Origin of the sequence: Cupriavidus agavae (assembly GCF_004217045.1) — a bacterium.
Taxonomy (GTDB): Bacteria; Pseudomonadota; Gammaproteobacteria; order Burkholderiales; family Burkholderiaceae; genus Cupriavidus; species Cupriavidus agavae.
This window is the reverse complement of record NZ_SGXM01000005.1, coordinates 1-24357: the sequence shown is the minus strand read 5'-3', so window position 1 is coordinate 24357 and position 24357 is coordinate 1. Positions and strand designations below refer to the sequence as shown.

At 66.5% G+C, this 24357-nt stretch carries 18 protein-coding genes; 6 read left to right on the top strand and 12 right to left on the bottom strand.

From position 1 onward, the window contains the following. Positions 1–46: 46 nt before the first annotated feature. A complete protein-coding gene (locus tag EV147_RS17800; RefSeq protein ID WP_130392565.1) occupies positions 47–550 on the bottom strand; it encodes a hypothetical protein in 504 nt (167 codons plus the stop codon). A 251-nt stretch (positions 551–801) separates the two neighbouring features. On the opposite strand from EV147_RS17800, the gene EV147_RS17795 reads away from it, so the two are divergent. Together EV147_RS17795 and EV147_RS26140 are read left to right on the top strand one after the other, a co-directional pair. Then, the gene (locus tag EV147_RS17795; RefSeq protein WP_130392564.1) at positions 802–984 is read left to right on the top strand and encodes a hypothetical protein; all 183 of its coding nucleotides are present in this window, start codon (positions 802–804) and stop codon (positions 982–984) included. A gap of 44 nt (positions 985–1028) precedes the next feature. Further along, positions 1029–1190: a hypothetical protein gene (locus EV147_RS26140; RefSeq protein WP_198680286.1), complete on the top strand. Its 162-nt coding sequence runs from the start codon at positions 1029–1031 to the stop codon at positions 1188–1190. A 17-nt stretch (positions 1191–1207) separates the two neighbouring features. Here the strand turns inward: EV147_RS26140 and EV147_RS17790 are convergent, their stop codons facing one another. Further along, positions 1208–5197 carry a DUF748 domain-containing protein gene (locus tag EV147_RS17790; protein WP_130392563.1) on the bottom strand — a complete coding sequence of 1330 codons (3990 nt, stop codon included), beginning with the start codon at positions 5195–5197 and terminating at the stop codon, positions 1208–1210. 311 nt (positions 5198–5508) lie between these two features. On the opposite strand from EV147_RS17790, the gene EV147_RS17780 reads away from it, so the two are divergent. Further along, a complete protein-coding gene (locus tag EV147_RS17780) occupies positions 5509–6819 on the top strand; it encodes an MFS transporter (RefSeq protein ID WP_130392561.1) in 1311 nt (436 codons plus the stop codon). 81 nt (positions 6820–6900) lie between these two features. Here EV147_RS17780 and EV147_RS17775 read toward each other — a convergent pair whose 3' ends face one another. The 5 genes from EV147_RS17775 to EV147_RS17755 all read right to left on the bottom strand — a co-directional run bounded on the left by EV147_RS17775 (position 6901) and on the right by EV147_RS17755 (position 11215). Continuing rightward, positions 6901–7974 (bottom strand): extracellular catalytic domain type 1 short-chain-length polyhydroxyalkanoate depolymerase, encoded by a 1074-nt coding sequence (locus EV147_RS17775; protein ID WP_130392560.1) that lies wholly within the window; start codon positions 7972–7974, stop codon positions 6901–6903. A gap of 208 nt (positions 7975–8182) precedes the next feature. Next, positions 8183–9049 carry a DUF2950 domain-containing protein gene (locus EV147_RS17770; protein ID WP_198680285.1) on the bottom strand — a complete coding sequence of 289 codons (867 nt, stop codon included), beginning with the start codon at positions 9047–9049 and terminating at the stop codon, positions 8183–8185. A 2-nt stretch (positions 9050–9051) separates the two neighbouring features. After that, entirely contained in the window at positions 9052–10392 is a 1341-nt protein-coding gene (locus tag EV147_RS17765) for a DUF3300 domain-containing protein (RefSeq protein ID WP_130392559.1), read from the bottom strand. 64 nt (positions 10393–10456) lie between these two features. Next, a complete protein-coding gene (locus EV147_RS17760) occupies positions 10457–10750 on the bottom strand; it encodes a hypothetical protein (RefSeq protein WP_130392777.1) in 294 nt (97 codons plus the stop codon). A gap of 174 nt (positions 10751–10924) precedes the next feature. Next, the gene (locus EV147_RS17755) at positions 10925–11215 is read right to left on the bottom strand and encodes a transposase (protein WP_130392558.1); all 291 of its coding nucleotides are present in this window, start codon (positions 11213–11215) and stop codon (positions 10925–10927) included. An 812-nt stretch (positions 11216–12027) separates the two neighbouring features. On the opposite strand from EV147_RS17755, the gene EV147_RS17750 reads away from it, so the two are divergent. From EV147_RS17750 to EV147_RS17740, 3 genes are all read left to right on the top strand, one after another. After that, positions 12028–12981, top strand: coding sequence for a LysR family transcriptional regulator (locus EV147_RS17750; protein WP_130392557.1), 954 nt, complete (start codon positions 12028–12030; stop codon positions 12979–12981). 292 nt (positions 12982–13273) lie between these two features. Beyond that, the gene (locus tag EV147_RS17745) at positions 13274–13936 is read left to right on the top strand and encodes a response regulator (protein WP_130392556.1); all 663 of its coding nucleotides are present in this window, start codon (positions 13274–13276) and stop codon (positions 13934–13936) included. A 101-nt stretch (positions 13937–14037) separates the two neighbouring features. Next, entirely contained in the window at positions 14038–15384 is a 1347-nt protein-coding gene (locus tag EV147_RS17740) for a cobyrinate a,c-diamide synthase (protein WP_130392555.1), read from the top strand. A 9-nt stretch (positions 15385–15393) separates the two neighbouring features. Here EV147_RS17740 and EV147_RS17735 read toward each other — a convergent pair whose 3' ends face one another. The 5 genes from EV147_RS17735 to EV147_RS17715 all read right to left on the bottom strand — a co-directional run bounded on the left by EV147_RS17735 (position 15394) and on the right by EV147_RS17715 (position 23522). Continuing rightward, positions 15394–15855, bottom strand: coding sequence for a MarR family winged helix-turn-helix transcriptional regulator (locus EV147_RS17735; RefSeq protein ID WP_130392554.1), 462 nt, complete (start codon positions 15853–15855; stop codon positions 15394–15396). Between the two features lie 26 nt (positions 15856–15881). After that, the gene (locus tag EV147_RS17730; protein WP_235844805.1) at positions 15882–17495 is read right to left on the bottom strand and encodes an MFS transporter; all 1614 of its coding nucleotides are present in this window, start codon (positions 17493–17495) and stop codon (positions 15882–15884) included. A gap of 185 nt (positions 17496–17680) precedes the next feature. Beyond that, the gene (locus EV147_RS17725; RefSeq protein ID WP_130392553.1) at positions 17681–19165 is read right to left on the bottom strand and encodes an AdeC/AdeK/OprM family multidrug efflux complex outer membrane factor; all 1485 of its coding nucleotides are present in this window, start codon (positions 19163–19165) and stop codon (positions 17681–17683) included. Continuing rightward, positions 19162–22308: an efflux RND transporter permease subunit gene (locus EV147_RS17720; RefSeq protein ID WP_130392552.1), complete on the bottom strand. Its 3147-nt coding sequence runs from the start codon at positions 22306–22308 to the stop codon at positions 19162–19164. Before EV147_RS17720 ends, EV147_RS17725 begins: the two co-directional genes overlap by 4 nt. A 26-nt stretch (positions 22309–22334) precedes the next feature. Then, positions 22335–23522: an efflux RND transporter periplasmic adaptor subunit gene (locus tag EV147_RS17715; protein WP_130392551.1), complete on the bottom strand. Its 1188-nt coding sequence runs from the start codon at positions 23520–23522 to the stop codon at positions 22335–22337. Positions 23523–24357 lie beyond the last annotated feature (835 nt).

Genomic DNA, 24357 nt, shown 5'->3' with positions numbered 1-24357 from the left:
CCCGGCGCTGCCGCACGCGCGGGGCTTTTGCTGCTATCGCATGTCACTAATGCGAGACATCGCGCGATTCCAGCTTCCAGTAGCAGAAGCCGATAGCCATGCCGAAAATCACATGGCTCAGCACCGTGTGCCAGCCGCGCAGCTCGATGAACCACGGAAAGGCGCGCGTCATCACGTAGAAGTTGAACAGGTAGACCACTATGCCGAACACCGCGCCAACGAGCAGAGACAGGCCGAGGCTCGAATCGAGCTGGAACGGCGCGATGATCATGGCGAGGACCACGCCAAGAATGGCGCCCAGTGCGAAGTGGATGATCAGTGCCGCAGCGGTCGTGCCAATGCTGAACATCGAGGTCTGCAGCACGTCCTGCCCCATCACGATGGCCGCGATGATGCGTGTCATGCCCCACGGATGGCCATCGGACATCATCGTCGACCAGAACAGCTCCATGAGCAGCAGCAGCGCGCCCGCCACCACGCCCGATACGGCGGCTGCCGACCAATCTGGCAAGCGGCGCACGTAATGGTGCGAATGCATATGAAGTTCCATAACGCCTCCTTCGTACCAGGCCGCACGTGGCCCGCATGCGTCCAGCATAGGACACCTGCAGAGTCTGTCGGCAACTGTCCGGCCTGCACTGCAGCACGCGCAGAACGGCCCGTGTCACGCACGAGATACATGGCGGCCGGTGTTCGCCCGGCACGATTCAAACGCTGCGGGACAACCCTGATGCGTGCCGCCTTGTATTCGCCACACACTGCCTATACTGGAAGTGCAAAGAAACAAGACAGGAGACCGCCATGTTCCATCTGCAGGCGCACGATCTTGTATTTTTGATCCCCATGGCACTCGTCGGGCTGCTCGCGATGGGGGCGATTCCGGTGGCCGCCAAGGCCCTGCGCATCAGTTGCCGCTGCGCGGGCGTCATCATCGGTGTGCTGCTGGGTGTGCTGGTGCTCGAAGCGTTGCCGCTGCTGATCTAGCAGCCCGCGGTTCGGGCATGGATTGAGAGAGAAAAGGGGGCGCCATGTCCCTGACGATGCTCGCCGCCGCCATGGCGGCGCTGCTGGTGGTCACTGTTGCCTCGGCGCTCTGGCGCTGCTCGCATCCGTACCGCACGCGCTACCGGCGCTGCGCGGCGGCCAGGCAGCGCGCCGGACTGGGCCGGCGCACGCGGCGCCAGTCCTGACCGGCACGAACCTGCGCTTACTGCCGTATCGAGAAGTCGACGCGGTTCGGCGTGCCCTTGTCCTTGATGCCTTCCGCGGTGAGCTTCGGCGCGGTCAGGAACAGCTTGGCGTCCGGCACCTTGCCGTCGCGTTCGAGCGACTGCTTGACCGCCAGGGCCCGCTGATCCGCCAGCGCCCGTAGTTCCGCGTCGGTGACCGGCGCGTTCTGCAGCAGCAGTTTCTCCATCTCCTCCGGCGGCAACGATTTGTTCAGGCCGATGAAGTTGGTCGGCTTCCTGAAAGACTCGCGCTTGTACACCGCCTCCAGGTACTTCGGATACTCCTGCTTCGAGACCGTCACCCGGGCACCCTGCTCGCCCCCCTCGCCTTCCTCGGCCTGGGCGCCTGCCTGCGCGGTGCGGCGCAGCGCGCGCTCCTTGGCTTCGGCCACGCGCTGGTCAAGCCAGACGCGGCGGGCACCGTCGGCGTCGGTGGCAGGGTCGATCCGCCCACTGATCTCCAGGCGCAGCGACGGCCGGTCGTTGAGTGCCTTGCCGACGGTCTCGATCTTCTTGCGCGCCTCGTCGTTCAGCGTGGACGATCCCGGCGCGAACTCGATGTAGCCCAGTTCCTCTCCTCCGCCGCCGAACGCCGAGGCGATCAGCGAGAACGGGGAGGTGATGGCCTTGGTCAGCAGGTTCACGATCACGCGCATGATGACCCCGCCGATACTGAACTCCGGATCGGACAGCGATCCCGACACGGGCAGGTTGATATCGATGACGCCGTTGCGATCCTTGAGCAGCGAAACGGCCAGCAGCACAGGCAGTTTCACCGCATCCGGGCTATCGGTGCGCTCGCCGAACGTCAGCTGGTCCAGGTACAGGTGGTTGCGGGCATCGAGCCTGCCGTTCTCGATCTTGTACGCCACGTCCACGGTGAGCTTGCCCTTGGTAATCGGGTAGCCCGCGTACTTGCTCGCGTATGGCGTCAGGCGCGTCAGTTCCACGCCGGCGGCCTTGGCGGCGATATCGAGGAAGAGCTGTTCGCCGAGCGGATTCAGCTTGCCGCTGATCGTGACCGGTGCATCGTCGTCCAGCCGGCCGTCGAGCACGAGGTCCGCCGGCGTGGGGTCGCCCGTGGACACCTTCGAGACCGAACCCTTCATGTCGGTCAGGTTGGCCGAGTAGTTGGGCTTGACGAAGAAGTCGGAGAAATTGATGTTGCCCTTGTTGATCGACACACCGCCCAGCCGGATCTGCGGACGCGGTCCTGCCGGCGCCTGCGCCTGCTGTGGCGTGGCGGCGCGCGGCGCGCTGGCGGCCTGCGGCGCCGACGCCGGATTGGCCTGCGTGAGGCTCGTGGACGGCGCAGCCTCACCCTTCTCGGCGCCACCAGCCATCACGTCCTGCAGGTTCAGCCGGCCATTGGCGTTGAGAATCACCCGTGCGTAGAAGTTCGACAGCGCCACGTTGTTGACACCGAGCTGCAGCGGGCCCTTGGCGTCGTCCATGCCAAAATCGATGCCCGTCACGGCCAGCGAGCGCCAGCGCAGGAAATCTTCTCCCGACACGCGGTCCACGGTCCGCACGTTGCCAGCCAGCGCGTTGCCATTGAAGCGCACCGCCATCGGCTTGCCGGGCGGCGCGCTGTAGCCAAGCTTGCCCTTGACCGACATCGTGCCGCTGCGCAGCGCCGCGTTGAATCGATCGGCCAGATACGGCTGCAGCGGCGCCAGGTCCAGATCGCGCAGGTCGAGTTGCAGTTGCGCCCCCGGCGTGGCGGGCATGACCTGTCCGTCGATATTCATCACGCCCTTGCGGCCGCTCTCGGCATGCAGCTTCACCGGCATCGGCGCGGCCGCCAGCGGCCAGGTCACGGCGCCGGTCGTCAGGCCGATATTGCGGAACTGGTGGATCACCGGGCGGCCACGATTGGCCTCCGCCGGCTCGTAGTCGGCCAGCCGCGCCGTGCCGCCATCCACCGATACCTTGCCGACGCGGACCTTCCAGCCCGGCGTCTCGCCCTTGCCGTTGGCCACGGATGCGGGCTGCGCAGCACGCTGCGCGGCCTTCTGGGCCGAGGCGTCTTGCGCCGATTCCACGGCCCAGATGCGCGCCATTTCGAGCAACTGTCCGCGATGATCGCGCGTGGCGGCAATCTGCGGCTGGCGCAGCGCGATCTGTCCCGCGTCGAAACTCTGCCGGGCCAGATCCAGGTTGATGTCGTCGATGACGAGTGTCTCGGCCTTGACCAGCGGCAGGCTGGCGCCTTCGGTGTCAGCCGCGCGCGCCACACGCGCCTGGCGCCCGGCACGGGCCGCACGGCCAGCGCTTGCCCGCGGGCCATCGGCGCTCCTTGCCTTGCCGACTGCGGGGGCGGAGCCGTCGCTGGCCACCGCCGGCAGCACCACCGCCTCGCGCGGCGCCACGTAGACCGGCGACAGTTCGAGCCGCGATTTCTGCAGCGTGAACTGGAACACCGGCTGCGACCACGCCATCGTGTAGTGCAGTTCGGCATTGACACCGGTCTCGCCGAACTGGCTCTGCAGCGCCTTCGGCCACCACGCCGCGAAGCCTTGCGGCCGCAGCCCGGTGGTTTCCAGCGTGCCGGCCAGCGTGCCGGCCTTGAGCGCCAGTTCGCCGGTGTGCTTCAGCGTCTGGCCGTTGGCGATAGTGACGTTGGCGTCGAGTTTGGCCGGCTTGTCGCCGGTGCTGGCGAGGTTGGCCACGGTGACGTCGATCGGGCCGATATCGAGCTTGCCCGGCCCCGAAGGCGCCAGTTCGTCGACAAACCCCACCTTCGCGTCCTTGACCGTCACGCGGTCCACCGCGTAGGACCACGGCACTTCGGCGGCCACCGCGGGCGGCGGCACGCCAGCGGCGGCCGGCGCAGAGGCAGGAGCCGCCGGCGCGGAAGCACTGGCCGGCGCTGGCGCCTTCGGCTTTTCGATCGGCGACGCCTCGGGCAGGAACGCCGTGGCAAGGTTCAGCGATCCGTCGGCCCGCCGCGCGCCCTGCAAACCCAGCCCTTCAAGGTCGATGCTCTTGACATGCGCCTTGTGCGCCAGCGGCTCGATGCGGCCGATGTCGACTACCAGCCGTCCGGCCTTGAGCAGCGGGGCACCCGCGTGCGTCTGCACGTCGGCCTCGCGCAGCGTGACCGTGCCGGCCACGAACAAGTCCTGCTTGTCCTGGTCCTGCCGGAAGCCGATATTGAGCCGCGTATCGACGAGCCCGCCCTTCACCTCGGCGTCCTTGAGCTTTGGCGCGAACGCCATGTACTTCGCCACCTCGAGTCCGTCGAGGTTGACGTTCAGATTGGTGGCCCGCGTGTCCGCGAACGGCTGCGTGGTGCCCGACAGCGCCAGCGGCGTACCGTTGATCCTGGCGAACAGCGTGGGCAGCGTGTTGATCGTGGTGTCGTGCGGCAGGTTCGACAGGAAAGGCAGCGTGAGCGTGAAATTCTCCACGCGCTGCACGGTGTCCAGCCGTTTGTCCTCGTAGAGGAAGCTCGAATTGGTGACCGCGATATTGCTGACCGAGAAGCGCGCCGGCTTGCTGTCGGCCGGCTTGGGCGGCTGGGCGGCAAAACGCTCCTGCACGTCGGCGAAGCTCATGCGGCCGGCGGCGTCGCGCGCCACGCGCACCGAAAGCCGGTCCACGTGCAGCGAGTCGACCACGGGCGCCAGGTGCCACAGCGATGCCGCCGAGGCGTTGGCCTCCACCTGCCCGAGCGTCAGCATCGGCGTCTTGCCGTCCGGCTCGAAGATGGTCAGGTCATCGAGCGTGGCGCCCAGTTCGAACGGGCGCACATGCGCCGCGCCCAGCGTCACCTTGCGGCCGAGCGCCTCGGTCGCCTGCTTCTGCACCAGGTATTTGATCAGCGGCGGCGCGCCGAAATACCCCGCCAGCCCGAACAGCGCCAGCGCGGCCGCCACGCCGCCCACCACACGCACCGCCACGCGCCTGCGCGGCGTGGCCATGGCCGCCCCTGATGCGGCCTGGATGGAATCCTTGAAAGCCATGTCACCCCAGTAAGTCTGACCCCGCGCCCTGCCGTTTGCAGACGCTTTGTGCCCCGGATCTCACATGCTTTTGTATTATGGAGACGGATTATGGCAGTCCAAACGGCGATTTAGTATCCATTTGCGGGAAATCGAAGAATCCCGAAATGGCAATCTGGTATCTTTACGCCTTTGCGAAGCGTACCGTCGTGCCCGCCTGCTACCCGCCGGCCCGGTCCGCCAAGTTCGTGCTGTCACCCTTCGGCCGTCTTCCTCCACGTTATCCGTGTTGCGCGCTTCGCATGTGAAAGCCTTTCCATGCGAGTCATTCCATGTCCACCTCCAGCAGTACGGCCGGTGCGATGGGCGCGCAAGGCGGCCACGCCGCCCGCCCCCTGACCGGCCAGGACTACAAGACGCTAGCGCTCGCCGCGCTTGGCGGTGCGCTTGAGTTCTACGATTTCATCATTTTTGTGTTCTTTGCCAAGGTCATCGGGCAACTGTTCTTTCCGGCGTCCGTGCCGGACTGGCTGCGCCTGCTGCAGACCTTCGGCATCTTCGCGGCCGGCTACCTGGCGCGTCCCCTCGGCGGCATCATCATGGCGCACTTCGGCGACCTGCTGGGCCGCAAGAAGATGTTCACGCTGTCGATTCTGCTGATGTCGGTTCCCACGCTGCTGATGGGCCTGCTGCCGACCTACGCCACCATCGGCCTGCTCGCCCCCATGCTGCTGCTCCTGATGCGCATCCTGCAGGGCGCGGCGGTTGGCGGCGAAGTGCCGGGCGCCTGGGTGTTCGTTTCGGAACATGTGCCGGCGCGGCATATCGGCTATGCCTGCGGCACGCTGACGGCGGGCCTGACGGCCGGCATCCTGCTCGGTTCGCTGGTGGCCACGGGCATCAACGCCGTGTTCACGCCGGACGAGGTGCTCGCGCACGGCTGGCGCCTGCCGTTCATCCTGGGCGGCGTGTTCGGTGTAGGTTCGATGTACCTGCGCCGCTGGCTGCACGAGACGCCAGTATTCGCCGAACTGCAGCAACGCAAGGCGCTGGCCGCCGAAATGCCGCTCAAGGCCGTGGTGCGCGACCACCGTGGCGCGGTGGTGATCTCGGTGCTGCTGACCTGGATGCTGTCGGCCGGCATCGTGGTCGTGATCCTGCTGACGCCCACCTACCTGCAAACGCTGTTCGGCTTCGATCCGCGCACCGCGCTCGTCGCCAACAGTGCCGCCACGCTGTGCCTGTCGATCGGCTGCGTGGTTGCCGGCGTGCTGGCAGACCGCATCGGGCCCCGCCTGACGCTGACCATCGGCGGCGCATTCCTGGCCGCCACGGCGTACGCGCTCTATATCACCGTCGGCACGCGCCCAGACCTGCTGCTGCCGCTGTACGCGCTGGCCGGCTTCTTCGTCGGAACGATCGGCGCGGTGCCGTACGTGCTGGTGCACGCCTTCCCGGCGCAGGTGCGCTTCTCGGGACTTTCGTTCTCGTACAACGTCTCGTATGCGATTTTTGGCGGCCTGACGCCGGTCATCGTGTCGCTGATGCTGAAGACCGACAAGCTGGCGCCGGCGCACTACGTGGTGGGGGTCTGCATCATGGGCATGATCACCGCCCTGTTCATCCGCAAGCGCGAAGCGTGAAAGCGGACTGATCCGCACCGCCCGGCATGAAAAAAGGGGAAGGCCACGGCCTTCCCCTTTTTCTTTGCCGCCGCCAGGCAATCAGGCGGCGCGCCGGTGCTGGCGGAAAAACTGCCACATCAGCCAACTGGCATCGGGGCCAAGCGCGCTGTGATACGCCACCGCGGCGTCGCCGCCGCTCCAGGCGTGCCCCAGTCCGGCCACCTCCACCAGGCTCACCAGATCGCGTCCCGCCCGGCCGAAGCGCGCCTCGCGACAATCGCCCTCCTGCATCGACGGCGCATCGTTGGCGCTCTCGAGCCGCTGCCCGAGCCGATCGCCCAGCCCGTTGTAGGCCAGGAACTGGCGCGCCAGCAGCCGGCCGTTGACCGGGTGCACGGCGTCGTCATCCAGTCCGTGCAGCACGATGGCCGGCATTTCGGGGCCGCCCGGCGTCACGCCCGCCGCATCGAGCAGCGAGGCCGGCGCTTCGGTCGAGCCGCCACGCATGGCTTTCAGGCCGGCGCCGGCCGTATCGCCCGCGCCGATGACCACGCCGGAATGCATGCCGACCGCGGCCACCTTGTCCGGATAGCGCAGCGCCACCACGGCAGCCATAGCCGCCCCAGCCGACAGCCCGGCCAGGTAGATTTCGCCGGCCCGCACGTCGGAGCGGGCGGCCAGTGCGTCGATCAGCATCGACACCGCCTGCGCCTCGCGGCCGCCCGCGCCGTCATCCAGGTCGAACCACTGCCAGCAGCGGTGCACGGAACGGCGCAGCGGCTGCTGCGGATACGCCACGATGAATCCCTCGCGCTCGGCCAGTGCGTTCATGCGCGTACCGGCGGCCAGATCCTCGGGGGTCTGCTGGCAGCCATGCAGCATCACCACCACGGGCAAGGCGCCCCGGGCGCGCGACGGAATGTAGAGCCGATAGGAAAGCTGTGGCACCAACTCGCCTGGCAACGGGGCGAGCGGCAACTTGTGGGCCTCCCACGCGCCCGGCAGGCCAGCCGGCGCGGCATCGCCCACGGCGGGTTCGCGCAAGCGCGCGGCGGCTGGGAACGGCAAATCGAGGCGTTCCAGCCAGGAACCTGATTTTTGCAAGGCCCGGTACTGCGCGCGGCCCAATTGGCGCCATGGCGTTTCCCAGGCCGGAGACAGGCTTTTCGCCATGTGAAGACTCCTGCTCTTCTGTGAACGGTGGCTCCTCCTTATTGTGCGACGCAGCATAGCACAGCCGAGCTTCGGCATCCCTGCCATTGTCTGCAAGAAGCAACATGGAAAAATGAAACAATTCAAGGCTTTGCCAGCCAATCACTGACAGCGGAAATAGAAACGCCCCGGCGAAAGAATCCGGGGCGTCACATCTGGAGAAGAGAAGTTACTGTTCGGCCACCTGCTTCCAGCCGTCGGTCGTGAACGTGCGCATCGCCGCCGCGCGGCTTGCCGTGGATTTCCCGAGGTCACGTTCAAAAAACCGGCGGTCGCTATCGAGCATGAAGGTGTTCACACCCGTCTCGCCATACCGGGCCGGCCAGGCGATCAAGGCGTACCCGGCCGCGCTTCCGGGCGGCGCGGCGATCACGCGGAACCGATAGCCGTAGAACGCATCGTCCGCCGGCGTCTCGGGCACCATCGCCAGGGCATCGGGTCCGAGCGGGCTGTCGTTCTCCGACGATGCCGAAGGCCAGTAGAGCCCGTTGGTCTTCCCGGGCGTGCTGACCAGTTGCCGTGCATAAGCCCCTTTGCCCACCTGTTCGGCATAGCGCTGCTGGGCGTCGGCAAGCTGCAGCAGCGTATCCATGGCCACAATCTCGTTGCGGCCGATACGCCGCACCCGTACTTCGCGTTCGCCGGCCGCAAGGTCGAACTGCCAGCCCGACTTGCGCTGGACGATCGGCACCGGAAACGTCCACCCGCTCGGGCCCACCTCGACACTGGCCCTGCCCTCACCCTCGGTCCGGACCGCGTGATGGTTGGCCCAGGCACCGAGGAAATCGTAGACGTCCTGCTGGTCGAGTTGCGGCGGCAACAACCGGCGGTACTGCGCGCCAAGCACGTGCTGGATGGCGGCCGGATCGCTGCGTGCCACGCCGTCGCCCAAGGCTTCCATGGCGGCCTCCGGCGTAGGGAACACCTGCTGCGCCATGACCGCCGGCGCCGCCATGCCGAGCCCGGCGGCCAGCGCCAGCATGCGCCAGGGACGCAGCCACGCCCCCTTCCTGCGGCTTGTCAGTTCACGCTTCATCGCTATCTCCGACCATGACCAAGATGCCCGCCGCCACCGCCGTGGAAGCCACCGCCACCGCCGCCCTGGAAACCACCGCCGGAACGCTCCGGCATGCTGCGCCGGGGTGCCGGTGCGGCCGACCGCTGCACACTGTCGTGGCCGCGCGCCACCTGCTGGCGCTGCCGCTCGCCGTTGCCCGCATCGCGGAAGGCGTTGTCCCGGTTGCTCTCGCGCGCACGGTTGCGCGCTTCCGTCTGGTCGGTCCGCTGCCGGTCGGCACTGGCCGCGCGCGGATTCTGGCCCGGCTGCCGGTTCACGCCTTGTCCGCCATGCCCGGCAATCGGTTCGCCAGTCCTGCCCTGGAACGACTGGGCGGCCCGATCGCGCGCGGCGTCGCGCTGGCTTTGCACGCCACCGCCCGCCTGCCCCAGGCGCTGCCCCCCAGCCTGCCCCGGCTGCCCGGCCTGCGGGCGATTCTGCTGGCGCGTGGCAAGCCCCTGCTGGCGCTGCGCGTCGAAGCGGTTCGCCACGTTCGGATTGTTGTACGGCACGTTGCCGCGATTGGCCGCGTTGTGCTGCCAGTTCACGTTCGCGCGATTCACGTCGAGCCGCTGGTTCACGTTGACGTTGTTATAGCGGTTCACGTTGATATTGACGTCGTGGTTGTTCCAGTCGAACCCGCCCCACAGGGAATTGACGGCGGCCACGCCCAGCCCGAAGCCGATTCCGGCCACCACCGAACTGGCGAAGACCGACCCCGGCGGGGGTGGATAGTAAGCTGGCGGATACGCGGGGTAGGGCCACGCGCCATAGACCACGGTCGGGTTGTAGCTCGGCACGTAGACCACCTGCGGATTGGCGGGCTCGATCTGGACGATCGTGGTGCCGCCGCTCTGCTGCGTCACCACCTTCTGCTGCTCGGTGGTCTTCAGCGTGCCGGCCTGCTGTGCCTGGACGCGCAGCCGTTGCACGGAATCCATGACGTCATCGGGCTGGGCCAGGAACGCATCGCCCACCGACTGCACCCACTGCGGCTGGCGTCCCATCATGTCCATCACCGACGGAAAGGCCACCAGCGACTGCACGCTCGGATCCCATCCCTGCCCGGCCACGGCCTTGGTCGCCGCATCGCCCGAAACACTGGCGTTGGACTTCGACCATTGCGCGGCCGCCGCGACATCGGCCGGATAGGTCGACGCCATCAGCACCTGCGACAGCAGCGCATCCGGATAGAGCGCCACCGGTGCCAGCAGTTGGTCCAGATGCGGCTTGTCGAGCTTCGCCTGCGCCAGCGCCATGCCGGAGCCGGCCAGAAGCAGCAGCCCGAGCCACCAGGCAAGAAATCGTTGCATGCGAAACATGCTCGCTCCCTATCCAGTACACATCGAAACCGGCACCGCGCATCACAGAAACGCCAGATCCGGGTTACTTCTTCTCCTGCGCGCACTCCTGGCGGAACGCTTCCTCCAGCCGCTTGCGGTCCGGCGCGCGTTCCAGCGTGGAATAGGTGCGGCCATCGGCCGTGGTGACGCTCGACTGCCCCTGCGACCATTGCGGCCCTGCCGGCAGCGCGTTGATCTTGTCAAGCAGTTGGCGGCAATGCTCGCGCTGCGAGGTGGACAACGTCGCGCCGGGATCGTCCACGGTGGACGTGGCCGGGTCGAGCATGCGCGGCGGGGCCGGCGCCACGATGGGCTCGGGCAGCTTGCCCTGGGCCATGGCATCGAAGGCCACGCCGGACAGGCCAATACATCCGCCAGCAGCCAGGACCGCGAAAAACTTTCTCACTCGAAACACTCCAGAAATGCGGGGCGATGGCGACATCGCCGCAGATGATGATCCGGCGCCGCCGTGCGCGCTGCCAGGCCCGCCGCCCATCGTGTCGGCGGGCGATCAGTGGTCGGGCTCGCGGTCGCCGCGGCGGCCGGTACGGTTGCGCAGCAGCTCCAGCCGCAACAGCGCATCCGCAAGCATACTCTTGAGCCGCACGTTCTCTTCCTCGAGCTGGCGCAGGCGCCGCGAATCGGCCACCTCGGCGCGGGCCTGTCCGCCATAGCGGGCACGCCATCCGTAGAACGATGCATCGCTGAACCCGTAGCGGGCACACAGTTCGCGCACCGGCACTCCGCTCGCGGCCTCGGCCAGATACATGCGGATCTGTTCCTCCGAATAGCGTCTGTTCACCCAATGCCTCCGCTCACCGGCCAGCTCGCACGGCGGCCGAGGGGCCCGCCGATCCTGAGCGTAAGGTAGCCCACCGCCTGCGCAAAAGGAATTCAGTGTCTTCGCTACCCGAGTTAAGCAAAATGGAAGCTTCGGCTCCGTCAATCAGCCCTCGGTCAGCGTCTCGCGAGCGCGGACACATGCATGGCTGCGGCATCAAATTTCGTCATTCCAAATTGGAAATTTTTCGCGAAACCAAGCATGCGATTCAAACCGGATCCGCCCCGCAGGACGGCACCGCGTAACGATGCGCCAGCATCATGCAGCGGCCCGTATCGGCCATGCCAAGCCGCCCGCGCCATTGTCTGCTTGTTCAAACAAGGCATCTGCATGAGGTCGGAAACCTCGCCGTCTCGAACAGCTTTTCTGGTACTTTTTTAGTTGTTGTATTAAGATTTCCTCGCAACAACTAAATTTCAAACACCTGCAACGAACGCCTCCCGGCGTTGCACAGACAGGTGTCCGGCGGGTGCACCTCCATGGTGACGCACCTACCCCGCCGGGTCCGGGCCTGAGGAAGAGGAGCCACTGCCGTACCGCATCCGTCATCGACGATCCATTGTTCGGACGACGCGGTGTTCTGTTGCACCAAAATGCAACAGAAGAGGCGCAGGCTTGCCCGGGCGTATTCATGCTGTCCCCCGCCCTCGTAGTTCGTGCTGTTCTGTTTTCCGGTGCTGTTCTCTTGCGCGGCATCGCGTGTTGTCGTCACGTAGCAGAAGCGTCGTCACAAAAAAACAAGAACTTGAAGTCTCGGATCGGGAGAAGTCAGTATGCGGCATGTCAGCACCAAGCTATTGCATGTGTTCGTCCTGCTCATGGAGTACCGCGATCTCAGCGCGGTGGCAGCCTGCACCCAGGGACGCATTCCAACCGTGGCCTACAGCCTGGCCCGCCTGCGCGAGATCACCGGCGACGCGCTGTTCGTCAAGCGCAACGGCACGCTCGAACCCACGCCGCACGCGATGCGGCTCGAGCAGACCGCGCGCCAGATCCTCGCCAAATGGTCCCAGCTGGTCCAGTCCCACGACCAGACCGCGATCGGCGCCGTCAATGGCCGCCGGCTTTCCATCGGCTTTTCCTCGTCGATCGGCGATCCCGTCATCACCGAGATCCTCACCACCCTCTGCGAGCGCTTTCCGCATGACAGTTTCGTGACGCGCCCGGTGATCGCCGATGCCATGCTGTGCGAGGCGCTGGACACCGGCGAGCTCGACTGCGCCTTCGTGGTGGATGGCGCCAACGTACCCGACAGCGTGATACCGCATAGCATCATGGCCACGCCGCGCCGGCTGGTCAGCGCCAACCGCGGCGGCAACAACGACGAGGTGGAAACCGACTGGATCCTGCTGCAGGAGGATTGCGAGAGCAGCAGCCCGCTGCATGCGTTCCTGGCGCGCCGGGCGAACACGCCGGGCCACCGCGAGACCGTGGTGCCCTCGTGGCATTCGCAGATCACACTGCTGCACGCGGCCGGCGGCATTTGCCCGATCCTCGATTTCAACGTGCCGCTCGTGACGCGCGACCGCAAGACGCGGCTGCTGGCGCCGCCGGCCAGCTTCCCGGCCTGGGCCGCGCTGCATTTCTGGACACCCCAGCAAGGCGCGGACCGCGCGGCCTTGCGCGACATCATGGAGGTCGGGGCTTCGGTGCTGCGTGACCCGCTCAGGGCCATTGACGGCCGGCGCCACGCCAGCCCGCCCGCCCGGCCGCTCGCCGTGGCCTGAGGCTCACTCTCCGCATCACCCCTTGGCGGCCCCGCGCTGGCGACAGCGCGGGGCCGCTTCGCATTCGTCTGCGATAGCGCACGATATTTCCGCGCATTTTGCGAATCCTCTTACTCCACTGAGAATCCGACCGCATTAATCTCGCCGGGCATCGCGCCGCGCCGGGTCGTCACCCGTTTGGTCCGGGGCGGCGGCTGCGACTTTGCGCCGCACGCCCACCCTGCGTGCGGCGCCTTTTTTCGCCAGCCAGAAGCCGAAGGAATGAGCCATGTGTACAGGACAGGAGCGATGGATGACGTTGAGGGTATTGCTCGCCGATGATCATCCGGTCATCACGGCGTCGATCCGGGCGGTGGTGCAGTCGCACGCCGGATGGGAAGTTTGCGGCGAGGTCGCCAGTGCCACCGAGTTGCTGCAGCAGGTAGACCTGCTGAGGCCCGATATCGTGGTCACCGACTACCACATGCCCGGGCCGGCCGAACTCGACGGGGTCCGGCTGATTTCCGCGCTGCGCCGGCGCTATCCCACCACGTCGGTCATCGTGCTGACGATGATCACGAACCCGCTGGTGCTGCGCACCATCCTCGAGGCGCGCGTCCATGGGCTGCTGCTCAAGGATTGCCAGCTTCCCGAGATCAACACCGCGATCACGCGGGCGCAGCGCGGTTTTACCTATATCGGCAGGTCGGCGCTGCGCGCGCTGGCGCCGGCGGACCTGCGCAGCGTGCTGCCCGTGGGCCGCGACGGGGTGCAGCGGCTCTCCGCCCGGGAAATGGAGGTGCTGCGGCTGTATCTCACCGGACGCTCGGTGACCGAGATCGCCACCACGTTGTGCCGCAGCGTCAAGACCATCAGCCGCCAGAAGAATTGCGCCATGCACAAGCTCGGCGTCAGCAACGACCGTGAACTATTCGAATGCGCCGCGCTGCAAGGCATGGTGCTGCCGATCAACTGAATGCCATGCACACCCCTCGTTATAATCGGCCGGGTCGCGTCCGGCGCCTGCCCTGCGACCTATGCCCCGACCTTCCCGACCTGCCCAGCTTTCATACGCCCATGCCGCCATCCCCGCCCGTCCACACCCTTGTTGGCGACGTGCCCCGGGTGCCCGCCCTGTTCGTCGCCGCGCCGGCTTCGGGCCAGGGCAAGACCACCGTCACCGCGGCGCTGGCGCGCCTGCATGCGCGCCAGGGACGGCGCGTGCGCGTGTTCAAGACCGGACCGGATTTTCTTGATCCCACGCTGCTGGCCGCGGCCAGCGGCGCACCGGTGCACAACATCGATCTCTGGATGACGGGCGAGGCCGACGCGCGGGTCCGGCTCGCCGCAGCCGCCCGCGACGCGGACCTGATCCTCGTGGAAGGCGTGATGGGCTTGCACGACGGCACGCCCAGCGGCGCCGACGTGGCGCGCCTGTTCGACCTGCCCGTACTTGCCGTGATCCAGGCCGGTGCGATGGCACAGACATTCGGCGCCATCGCGCATGGCCTGGCAAGCTATGGCGCACCGTTCCGGGCAATGCATGTGCTGGCCAATGGCGTCGGTACCGAGCGCCATGCCACCATGCTGCGCGAGAGCCTGCGCGGCGGCATCGAATGGGCCGGCGCGCTGGCCCGCGATGCCGCCGCGAGCCTGCCCGAGCGGCATCTCGGCCTGTTCAGTGCCGACGAATTGCCAGACCTGCTGACGCGGCTCGACCGTCTGGCGGATGCGCTGGCGCCGCTGCCGGTCGGCCGGTTGCCAGACCCCGTGCCGATCTGTGCGGCGGCGGCACCAAGCCTGCCGCCACTGCTTGCGGGCCGGCGCATCGCCATCGCCCGCGACGACGCATTCCGCTTCATCTATCCCGCCAACGTCGACACGCTGGCCGCACTCGGTGCCGACATCGCCTGGTTCTCGCCGCTGCGCGACACCGCGCTGCCGGCGTGCGACGCACTGTGGCTGCCCGGCGGCTACCCCGAGTTGCACGCGGCCACGCTGGCTGCCAACCAGCCGATGCTGCAGTCACTGCGCGACGCCCACGCGGCGGGCGTGCCGATGCTGGCCGAATGCGGCGGCATGATGGCGCTGTTCGACACGCTGGTGGATCGGGAGGGAAAGGCGCATCCGATGGCCGGGCTCCTGCCGGGCACCGTCACGATGCAGGCGCGGCTGGCCGCGATCGGCCATCAGGCCGTGGTACTGCCGTGGACCGGACTGCCGGTGGAAGACAACGAGATACGGGGGCACACGTTCCACTACTCGACCACGGCATCGGAACTGGCGCCGGCCGCGACGGCCACGTCGCCGCGCCCGGGCGGCAAGGGAGAGGCGGTGTACCGACGCGGCAGTCTCACCGCGTCGTATGTGCATGGCTACTTTCCGTCGAATCCGGCGGCCATTGCGGCGCTGTTCGGCGGATAGCGAACCGTGTCAGGCCGCGTCGCGCTCGGCGGTGGTACGCGCCACCGCGTCGGCGATGCCGGCTTCGAGCTGGGCGAGTCCTTTCGACAGATTGTGCATCGTCGTCTCGGACACGTTGACCAGCACCTCCTGCAGGAACTCGGACCGGCGCGGCAGCGCCTGGTCGACGATGTCCCGGCCGGCCGTGGTCAGCGTGACATTGGTCATGCGGTTGTCGCGCTCGCTGGTGGTACGTTCGATCCAGCCCAGCTCCTGCAGCGCCTTGAGCTGGCGCGTCAGCGCGCCGGGATCCATGCCCACGCGGTCGGCCAGCGGCTTCTGCGCAATCGGGCCTTCATGCCCATAAAGCGCATAGAGGATGCGCCACCGCGGCAACGGATGTCCGATGCGCTGCTCGAACGCCGAGGCATAGGCCCGGTAAGTGCGTCCGAACTGTTGCAATACGGCCAGGCTTTGTCGCTCCAGTTCCAAATCGAATCTCCAGTTGGCAGGGCCGCTCAGTCGGCGGCCATCGCGGGGTCCGGCGCCCGCACCAGCTTGATCGGCGGCACGCGGCGTGTACGCCAGATGCCGACGAGCGCTGCAAGGGCGGCCAGCAACAGCCCCAGATGAATGGCGTTGACCAGCGACAGGCGGGCCTGTTCCAGCAGCAAGGCTCCATTGTGCCCTGCCTGCTGCAGGTTGGTCAGCAATTCCGCCTGCGCCGTCTTGTCGATCAGGATCTGCGGATCGGTCATCCGTGCGGCGAACGAGGTGGCATCGGCCGATGCCAGCGCGGTGGTGACCCCCGAGGTATAGCTGCGCGTCACCAGCGTGCCGACGATGGCGGTGCCAACCATGCCGCCGACCATCCGCAGTGATTGCAACATCGCCGTTGCAATGCCGAGGTTGGCGCGGCCAGCCGTCTGCTGGGCAAAAACCGTCAGGTTCGGCAACACGAATCCCAGACCAAAGCCCGCGCATAACATGATCGCCAGCAGAACATTGTGATGCATGCTGCGCGTGGCCTGCGACAGGCCAAGAAGCGCAAGCGCCAGCAACGCGAATCCCGCGTACAGCATGCTGCTCGGCTGCGGAATGCGCGTGATGATCCGGCCGTTGACGATACTGCCCAACGTGATGCACACCACCAGCGGCGTGACCAGCAGGCCCGCCTCTTTCGGCGAATAGCCAAAACCGCCCTGGAACAGCAGCGGCGCGTAGAGCAGCAGCGCGAACATCGCAAAACCGCCAAGCACGCCGAGCACGAATAGCGGCGCCAGGCCGGGATTGCGGAACATCTCCAGCGGCAGGATCGGCGATTCACAGCGGCGTGACCATTGCCACAGCGCCGCAAACGCGGCAATCGAGACCGCCAGCAGGCCCAGCGCCACCACGGCTCCACGCTCCGGCAGCCATTCCACCGACAGTTGCAGGCTACCCAGCCCCACCGCAATCAGCAGCGCGCCAAGCCAGTCGATCCGGACCGGGCCCGTGTGCTTCTGCTGGCGCAGGTGCGGCACGTAGCGCCACGCGAAGATCAGGCCGATCAGCCCCACCGGCACGTTGACGAAGAACGTGGCGCGCCAGCCGAACCATTCGGTCAGGATGCCGCCGAGCGACGGCCCCATGGCGTTGGCCAGGCCGAACGCGGTGCTCATCATGATCTGCCAGCGCAGTCGCACGCGGGGATCGGGGAACAGATCGGGAATGCACGCGAACGCCGTGCCCACGAGCATGCCGCCGCCAATACCCTGCAGCGCACGCGCCGCCACCAGGAACGGCATGCTGGTTGCCATCCCGCACAGGATCGACGCCACCAGGAATACGACGATCGACGCCAGCACGTAGGGCTTGCGGCCATGGAAGTCACCGAGCCGTCCGAAGATCGGCACCGTGATGACCGAGGTCAGGAAGTAGGCCGTAGCCACCCACGCGTAGTACTCGAAACCTTGCAACTCGGCGACCACGGTAGGCAGTGCCGTACTGATCACGGTCTGGTCCAGCGCCACGAGCATGACCACGAAGGCGATGCCCAGCATCGCCAGCAGCGACTCGCGGAATGGCAGCACCTGCCCCGAGTCCTGAGACTTCGGCGCCTCGTCATGTGCCGGACGTGTATTCACAGCCATATTTATTGCCCGATCAATTATTGTGCAATCAATGATTTAGCGATTATAGGCCGCTGCTTGCCGGTCTGCCGGACATTCTCAAGACCAGACTGTCCAGCGGATCGCCCAAAAGCAGAAAAGGGAGGCAACCCCGGGCTGCCTCCCTTTCTATCTCGGCGCCGACCGCCGCCGGGTCACCTGCACCGTTACGAAGCTGGCTTGCCAGCCTGGCCCGTGCTGCCCGTAGTCGTCGTGCCCGCATCGGTGGCCGGCGCGCCGGTCACCTCGTTGAGTCCGCCGCCCAGCGCCTTGTACAGATTGACCTCGCTGGTCAGCTGGTTCAGGCGCGCGTCGATCAGGGCCTGCTGCGCGGTGAACAACTGCCGTTGCGCGTCGAGCAGGGTCAGGTAGCTGTCCACGCCGGTACGGTAGCGTCCCTCGGCCAGCCGGTAGTAATCCTGGCTGGCTTCCACGAGCCGCTGCTGCGCTTCGAGCTGGTCGGTGAACGTGCCGCGTGCGGCCAGTCCGTCAGCCACCTCGCGGAACGCCGACTGCACCGTACTCTCGTACGTGGCAACGTTGATGTCCTTTTGAATCCGCGCGTAGTCCAGGCTGGCCTGCAGGCTGCCGGCCGTGAAGATCGGCAGCGTGATCTGCGGCGAGAACAGCCAGGTGCCCGAGCCCGCGTCGAACAGCCCCGACAACTGGCGGCTGGCCGTGCCGGCCGAAGCGGTCAGCGAGATGCGCGGGAAGAACGCCGCACGCGCCGCGCCGATATCGGCATTGGCCGATTTCAGGCGGTGCTCGGCCGCCAGGATGTCCGGACGGTTCTGCAGCAGGTCCGACGGCAGGCCAGCCGGCACATCGGCCACCAGCTTCTGGTCGAGCGTCAGCCCGATCGGCAGGTCCGCCGGCATGCCGGCGCCCAGCAGCAGCGTCAGCGCGTTGGCATCCTGCGCCACCAGGCGCGTATAGCGCGCCAGCGAGGCGCGTGCGTTCTCGACCTGCGTCTGCGACTGGCGCAGGTCGAGCCGCGACGCCACGCCTTCCTCGAAGCTGCGCTTCGTCAGGTTGTACGTCCGCTCGTAGGCGCCCAGCGTGTCACGCGTGACCTGCAGGTTCGCCTCGTCGGCGCGCATCGTCAGGTAGGCGTTGGCCACGCTGGCCACCAGCGAGATCTGCGTGCTGCGGCGCGCTTCCTCGCTGGCGAAGTACTGCTCCAGCGCCGCCTGGCTCAGGCTGCGCAGCCGGCCGAACAGGTCGATCTCCCACGCCGTGGTGCCCAGCGACACGCCGTACTGGCTGCTGATCACGCGCTGGCCGGTTGTCGACAGTTCCGCCGGCACGCGCTGCCGCGTGCCCTGCCCCGTCGCGCCCACCTCCGGGAAGAGGTCGGCACGCTGGATGCGGTACTGCGCCCGATACGCCTCGACGTTGAGCGCGGCCACGCGCAGGTCGCGGTTGTTCTGCAGCGCCACCTCGATCAGCCGCTGCAGGCGCGGATCGGCGAAGTAGTCGCGCCAGCCCAGTTCCACGGCGGACGGCACCTGCGCGGCGGCCGTGGCCCCCTTGTAGGCATCGCCCTGCGGATAGGCAGCGTCCACCGGCGCGGCGGGACGCTCGTAGGTCGGGATCAGGCTGCAGCCCGACAGCACCGCGGCAGCGGCCACATAGATCAGTGTTCTCTTCATGCTTGCGCTCCCGTTTCCAGGGAGGACGAATCGTGCTTGCCGCGCCGCTCCTTGAGGGCGTTGACGACCACGAAGAACAGCGGCACCCAGAAAATGGCCAGGACGGTGGCCGTGATCATGCCGCCGATCACGCCCGTGCCGATCGCGTGCTGGCTGCCCGAACCGGCGCCCTGCGAGATCGCCAGCGGGAACACACCAAGCACGAACGCCAGCGAGGTCATGATGATCGGGCGCAGGCGCATGCGGCACGCTTCCACGGCCGAATCCACCAGGCTCTTGCCCTGGTCGTGCAGATCCTTGGCAAACTCGACGATCAGGATCGCGTTTTTCGCCGACAGGCCGATCGTGGTCAGCAGGCCCACCTGGAAGAACACGTCGTTCGACAGTCCGCGTCCCAGCGTAGCCAGCAGCGCGCCGATCACGCCCAGCGGCACCACCAGCATCACCGAGAACGGAATCGCCCAGCTCTCGTAGAGCGCGGCCAGGCACAAGAACACCACCAGCAGCGACAGCGCGTACAGCGCCGGCGCCTGCGAGCCCGACAACCGCTCTTCGTACGACAGGCCGGTCCACGAATACGAAATGCCCTGCGGCATCTGCTTCATGATGGCCTCCACCGCAGCCATGGCGTCACCCGAGCTCTTGCCCGCCGCCGGTTCGCCGAGGATTTCCACCGCCGGCACGCCGTTGTAGCGCTGCAGCTTGGGCGAGCCATAGCCCCACTTGCCCGTGGCGAATGCCGAGAACGGCACCATCTCGCCATCGCTGTTGCGCACGAACCACTTGTTGAGGTCGTCCGGATTCATCCGCGCGTTCGGACGGCCCTGCAGGTAGACGCGCTTGACGCGGCCCCGGTCGATGAAGTCGTTCACGTAGCTGGAACCCCACGCAATCGACACCGTGCTGTTGATGTCCGACAGCGACACACCCTGCGCCCGCGCACGCTCGTCGTCGATCTCCAGCAGGTACTGCGGCTCGTCGTTCAGTCCGTTCGGACGCACGCGCTGCAACGCCGGATCCTTGGCGGCCAGCGCCAGGAACTTGTTGCGCGCCTCCATCAGCGCCTCGTGCCCCAGCCCGGCCTGGTCCTGCATGTAGAAGTCGAAGCCGGTGGCGTTACCGAGTTCCTGCACGGCCGGCGGCGCAAAGGCGAACGCCAGCGCATCGCGGAACGTGCTGAACTTGGCCTGCGCACGCTTGGTCAGGTCAAAGACGCTCGTGGCATCCCCCTCCCGCTCCTTGAACGGCTTGAGCAGGATGAACGCCAGACCCGAGCTCTGGCCCCGGCCGGCGAAGTTGAAGCCGTTGACCGTGAACAGCGACTCGACGATCTTGCCTTCGTCGTTGAGCAGGTAGTTGCGCATCTGGTCGAGCACCGCCTGCGTGCGCTCGGCCGACGAGCCCGGCGGCGTCTGCACCTGGGCATACAACACGCCCTGGTCTTCTTCCGGCAGGAACGACGTCGGGATCTTCGTAAACAGGAAGCCCATCGCCAGCACGATCACCACGTAGATGAGCAGGAACGGCGAACGGCGCTTCAGGATGCCCACCACGCTGCGCTCGTACTTGTGCGTCGTACGGATGAAGCTGCGGTTGAACCAGCCGAAGAAGCCCTTCTTGTGCTCGCCGTGGTCGCCCTTCTCGATCGGCTTGAGCATCGTCGCGCACAGCGCCGGGGTCAGCACCAGCGCCACCAGCACCGAGAGCGCCATCGCCGAGACGATCGTGATCGAGAACTGGCGGTAGATCACGCCCGTGGAGCCGCCGAAGAACGCCATCGGCAGGAACACGGCCGACAGCACCAGCGCAATACCCACCAGCGCGCCCTGGATCTGCCCCATCGACTTGCGCGCGGCCTCCTTGGGCCCGAGCCCCTCCTCGGACATCACCCGCTCGACGTTCTCCACGACCACGATGGCGTCATCCACCAGCAGGCCGATGGCCAGCACCATCCCGAACATCGTCAGTGTATTGATCGAGTAGCCGAACGCGGCCAGCACGCCGAACGTGCCCAGCAGCACCACCGGCACGGCGATCGTCGGGATCAGCGTGGCGCGGAAATTCTGCAGGAACAGGTACATCACCAGGAACACCAGCACGATGGCTTCGAGCAGCGTCTTGACCACCTCGTGGATCGAGTCGGCGATGACCGGCGTGGTGTCGTACGGGAACACCACCTTGATACCCGGCGGGAACGACGGCTCCAGCTGGTTCAGCGTGTTGCGCACGTTCTTGACCGTTTCCAGCGCGTTGGCGCCGGCGGCCAGGCGGATGGCGATACCCGATGCCGGACGCCCGTTGTACTGGGCGTTGATCGAATAGTCCTGCCCGCCCAGGCCCACTTCGGCCACATCCTTGAGACGCACCTGCGAGCCATCGGGATTGACCTTCAGCAGGATGTTGCCAAACTGCTCGGCGGTCTGCAGGCGGGTCTTGCCGATCACCGACGCGTTGAGCTGCTGCCCCGGCACGGCCGGCAGGCCGCCCAGCTGGCCCGAGGCCACCTGCACGTTCTGCGCCTTGACGGCGGTGCTGACGTCGAGCGGCGCCAGCTGGAAGCTGTTCAGCTTGGCCGGGTCGAGCCAGATCCGCATGGCGTACTGCGAGCCGAACACCTGGAAGTCACCCACGCCCGCGGTACGCGAGATCGGGTCCTGCAGGTTCGAGACGATGTAGTTCGACAGGTCTTCCCGGCTGGTCTTCGGATCGGTGGAGATCAGGCCGACGATGATCAGGAAGTTACGGACCGACTTCACCACGCGGATACCCTGCTGCTGCACTTCCTGCGGCAGCAGCGGCTGGGCCAGCGCCAGCTTGTTCTGGACCTGCACCTGAGCAATGTCGGGGTTCGTACCCTGCTCGAACGTGGCCGTGATCGTCATGCTGCCGTCCGAGTTCGACTCCGACGAGATGTAGCGCAGACGGTCCAGGCCGTTCAGCTGCTGCTCGATCACCTGCACCACCGTGTCCTGCACCGTCTGCGCGGACGCGCCCGGGTAGTTCACGGAGATGGCAATCGTGGGCGGCGCGATGGCGGGGTACTGCGTGACCGGCAGCGAGCGTATCGACAACACGCCAGCCAGCATGATCACGAGCGCAATCACCCACGCAAAGATCGGCCGCTCGATAAAGAAATTGGACATGAAGAATCCTTATGCGACGGTCCGGATCAGGACTTTGCTGCGGGAGCGGAAGCGGCGGCCGGGGCAGAAGCTGCGGCAGGCGCCGAAGCGCCACCCGTCACGTAGCCAGCCTGCGCGGCCGTGGCCTCGGTGGCGCTGACCTTTGCACCCGGACGGACGAACTGCAGGCCCTCGACGATCACGCGGTCGCCAGCCTTCAGCCCTTCCGAGACCAGCCAGCTCGTGCCGATCGTGCGCGTCGTGGTCAGCGTGCGCAGTTCCACCTCGTTGTTGGCGTTCACTACCAGCGCCGTGGCCTGGCCCTTCAGATCACGCGTCACGCCCCGTTGCGGTGCAAGGATGGCGGACTGGCGCACCCCTTCGGCGAGCCGCGCATGCACGAACATGCCCGGCAGCAGTTCGAAGCGCGGGTTCGGGAACACGGCACGCACCGTCACCGAGCCCGTGCCCTGGTCGACCGCGACTTCCGTGAACTCCAGCCGCCCCTGTTCCGGATACGTGCTGCCGTCCTCGAGCTGCAGCGACACCTTGGCGGCGTTGGCCCCGGCGTTCTGCAGTTGCCCGTTGGCCAGTTCCTTGCGCAGGCGCAGGATCGAGGCGGACGGCTGCGTCACGTCGACATAGATCGGGTCGAGCTGCTGGATCGTGGTCAGCGCATTGGCCTGGCCATTGGTGACCAGCGCGCCTTCGGTGACCAGCGACCGGCTGATGCGGCCCGAAATCGGCGACAGCACCTTGGTGTAGCGCAGATTGATATGCGCCTGGTCGACGGCGGCCTTGGCCTGCAGATAAGACGCCTGGGCCTCGGCTGCCTGCTGCTTGCTGACCGCTTCGTCCCCGACCAGCTTGCCGTAGCGCTGCGCCAGCAGCCGCGACGATTCGAGCGTCGCCTCGGCGCTCTTGGCCGTGGCTTCGTAGGTGGCGGGGTCGATCTGGTACAGCTGCTGACCCTGCTTGACGTCGCTGCCTTCGATGAACAACCGCTTCTGGATGATGCCGTTGACCTGCGGACGCACTTCGGCAATCCGGTAGGCCAGCGTCCGGCCCGGCAGGGACGTGTCCAGCGTAACGGTTTCGTTCTTCAGCGTGACCACTTTCACTTCAGGCACCTGGGCCGCAGGGGGCTTGTTCTCCTTGCCGCAGGCGGACAGCACCGTGACGGCAATAGCCAGCATGCCTGGAATCAAAGCACGCTTGGCGCGCATTGCTTGCATAGCGATTTCCTCGAGGATGAAACGGAAAGTTCTTCTTTGGACCTGGCGCAAGGCCAGGTGGGCGCCACGGCGCGCGTGGTCGCAATTGGCGTGCCTGCACGAGGCACGAAATCGAATCGTGTTCAGCGGATTGTCGCCATGAGCCCCTGCTTTCGCCAGCGTGCTGGCCTGGAGGAAAACACACGCCGGACCCGCCGCGCGCGCGTCCGGCACAGAGCCGCCGCAATGGGCGCCCTGCTCCCCGTACTCTCAAAAGTCCTGCCAATCTTCGAGAATCGTTGTGACCGTTGTTCGCGGATCGCGCCAATCTGACGCTGGCATCGTCCCGCCGGTTGCTAACGATAGTCGGTTTCCCGGGAGTTTGCAGACATCGCCCTTCAAAACGATGTGCGATTCAGAAAATTCCCAAGAAAACACCGCAGGGAACCGACGGCCTCCTCCAGGCTTTGTCGTTCCGCGCTCTGCGGCACTGCAGCATTCGAGTGACATGCTTCGAACCAAGTTCCATAAGCATGCTTCCGATAAGGCAACATCCTACCAGTTCGTAGATAAAACTGGATGACAGAAAGAATGCGCGGTAACGAAGTGAAATACGAATATTCGTGCCGTTGCGGGAATTTAACGGCAAAAGAGGGGGAAAAGCGTAGTGGGCCGCGTCAGGCGCAACAGTGTGTTGCCCCGACGGGACAGTGGCATTGCGAAAAAACCATGCGCGCAAAGACAAAACCCCTCGCAGCGATAGCTGTCGAGGGGTTTTGGGGCATAAGAGCCTGGCGATGACCTACTTTCACACGGGTATCCGCACTATCATCGGCGCAAAGTCGTTTCACGGTCC

Excerpts from the sequence above, each read along its gene's own strand:
- EV147_RS17760 (WP_130392777.1), bottom strand. The coding sequence starts at position 10,750 with ATGGCCCAGGGCAAGCTGCCCGAGCCCATCGTGGCGCCGGCCCCGCCG.
- EV147_RS26140 (WP_198680286.1), top strand. The coding sequence starts at position 1,029 with ATGTCCCTGACGATGCTCGCCGCCGCCATGGCGGCGCTGCTGGTGGTC.
- EV147_RS17740 (WP_130392555.1), top strand. The coding sequence starts at position 14,038 with ATGCCGCCATCCCCGCCCGTCCACACCCTTGTTGGCGACGTGCCCCGG.
- EV147_RS17745 (WP_130392556.1), top strand. The coding sequence starts at position 13,274 with ATGACGTTGAGGGTATTGCTCGCCGATGATCATCCGGTCATCACGGCG.
- EV147_RS17750 (WP_130392557.1), top strand. The coding sequence starts at position 12,028 with ATGCGGCATGTCAGCACCAAGCTATTGCATGTGTTCGTCCTGCTCATG.
- EV147_RS17770 (WP_198680285.1), bottom strand. The coding sequence starts at position 9,049 with ATGAAGCGTGAACTGACAAGCCGCAGGAAGGGGGCGTGGCTGCGTCCC.
- EV147_RS17800 (WP_130392565.1), bottom strand. The coding sequence starts at position 550 with ATGGAACTTCATATGCATTCGCACCATTACGTGCGCCGCTTGCCAGAT.
- EV147_RS17720 (WP_130392552.1), bottom strand. The coding sequence starts at position 22,308 with ATGTCCAATTTCTTTATCGAGCGGCCGATCTTTGCGTGGGTGATTGCG.
- EV147_RS17780 (WP_130392561.1), top strand. The coding sequence starts at position 5,509 with ATGTCCACCTCCAGCAGTACGGCCGGTGCGATGGGCGCGCAAGGCGGC.
- EV147_RS17765 (WP_130392559.1), bottom strand. The coding sequence starts at position 10,392 with ATGTTTCGCATGCAACGATTTCTTGCCTGGTGGCTCGGGCTGCTGCTT.
- EV147_RS17725 (WP_130392553.1), bottom strand. The coding sequence starts at position 19,165 with ATGAAGAGAACACTGATCTATGTGGCCGCTGCCGCGGTGCTGTCGGGC.
- EV147_RS17715 (WP_130392551.1), bottom strand. The coding sequence starts at position 23,522 with ATGCAAGCAATGCGCGCCAAGCGTGCTTTGATTCCAGGCATGCTGGCT.
- EV147_RS17775 (WP_130392560.1), bottom strand. The coding sequence starts at position 7,974 with ATGGCGAAAAGCCTGTCTCCGGCCTGGGAAACGCCATGGCGCCAATTG.
- EV147_RS17730 (WP_235844805.1), bottom strand. The coding sequence starts at position 17,495 with ATGGCTGTGAATACACGTCCGGCACATGACGAGGCGCCGAAGTCTCAG.
- EV147_RS17790 (WP_130392563.1), bottom strand. The coding sequence starts at position 5,197 with ATGGCTTTCAAGGATTCCATCCAGGCCGCATCAGGGGCGGCCATGGCC.
- EV147_RS17795 (WP_130392564.1), top strand. The coding sequence starts at position 802 with ATGTTCCATCTGCAGGCGCACGATCTTGTATTTTTGATCCCCATGGCA.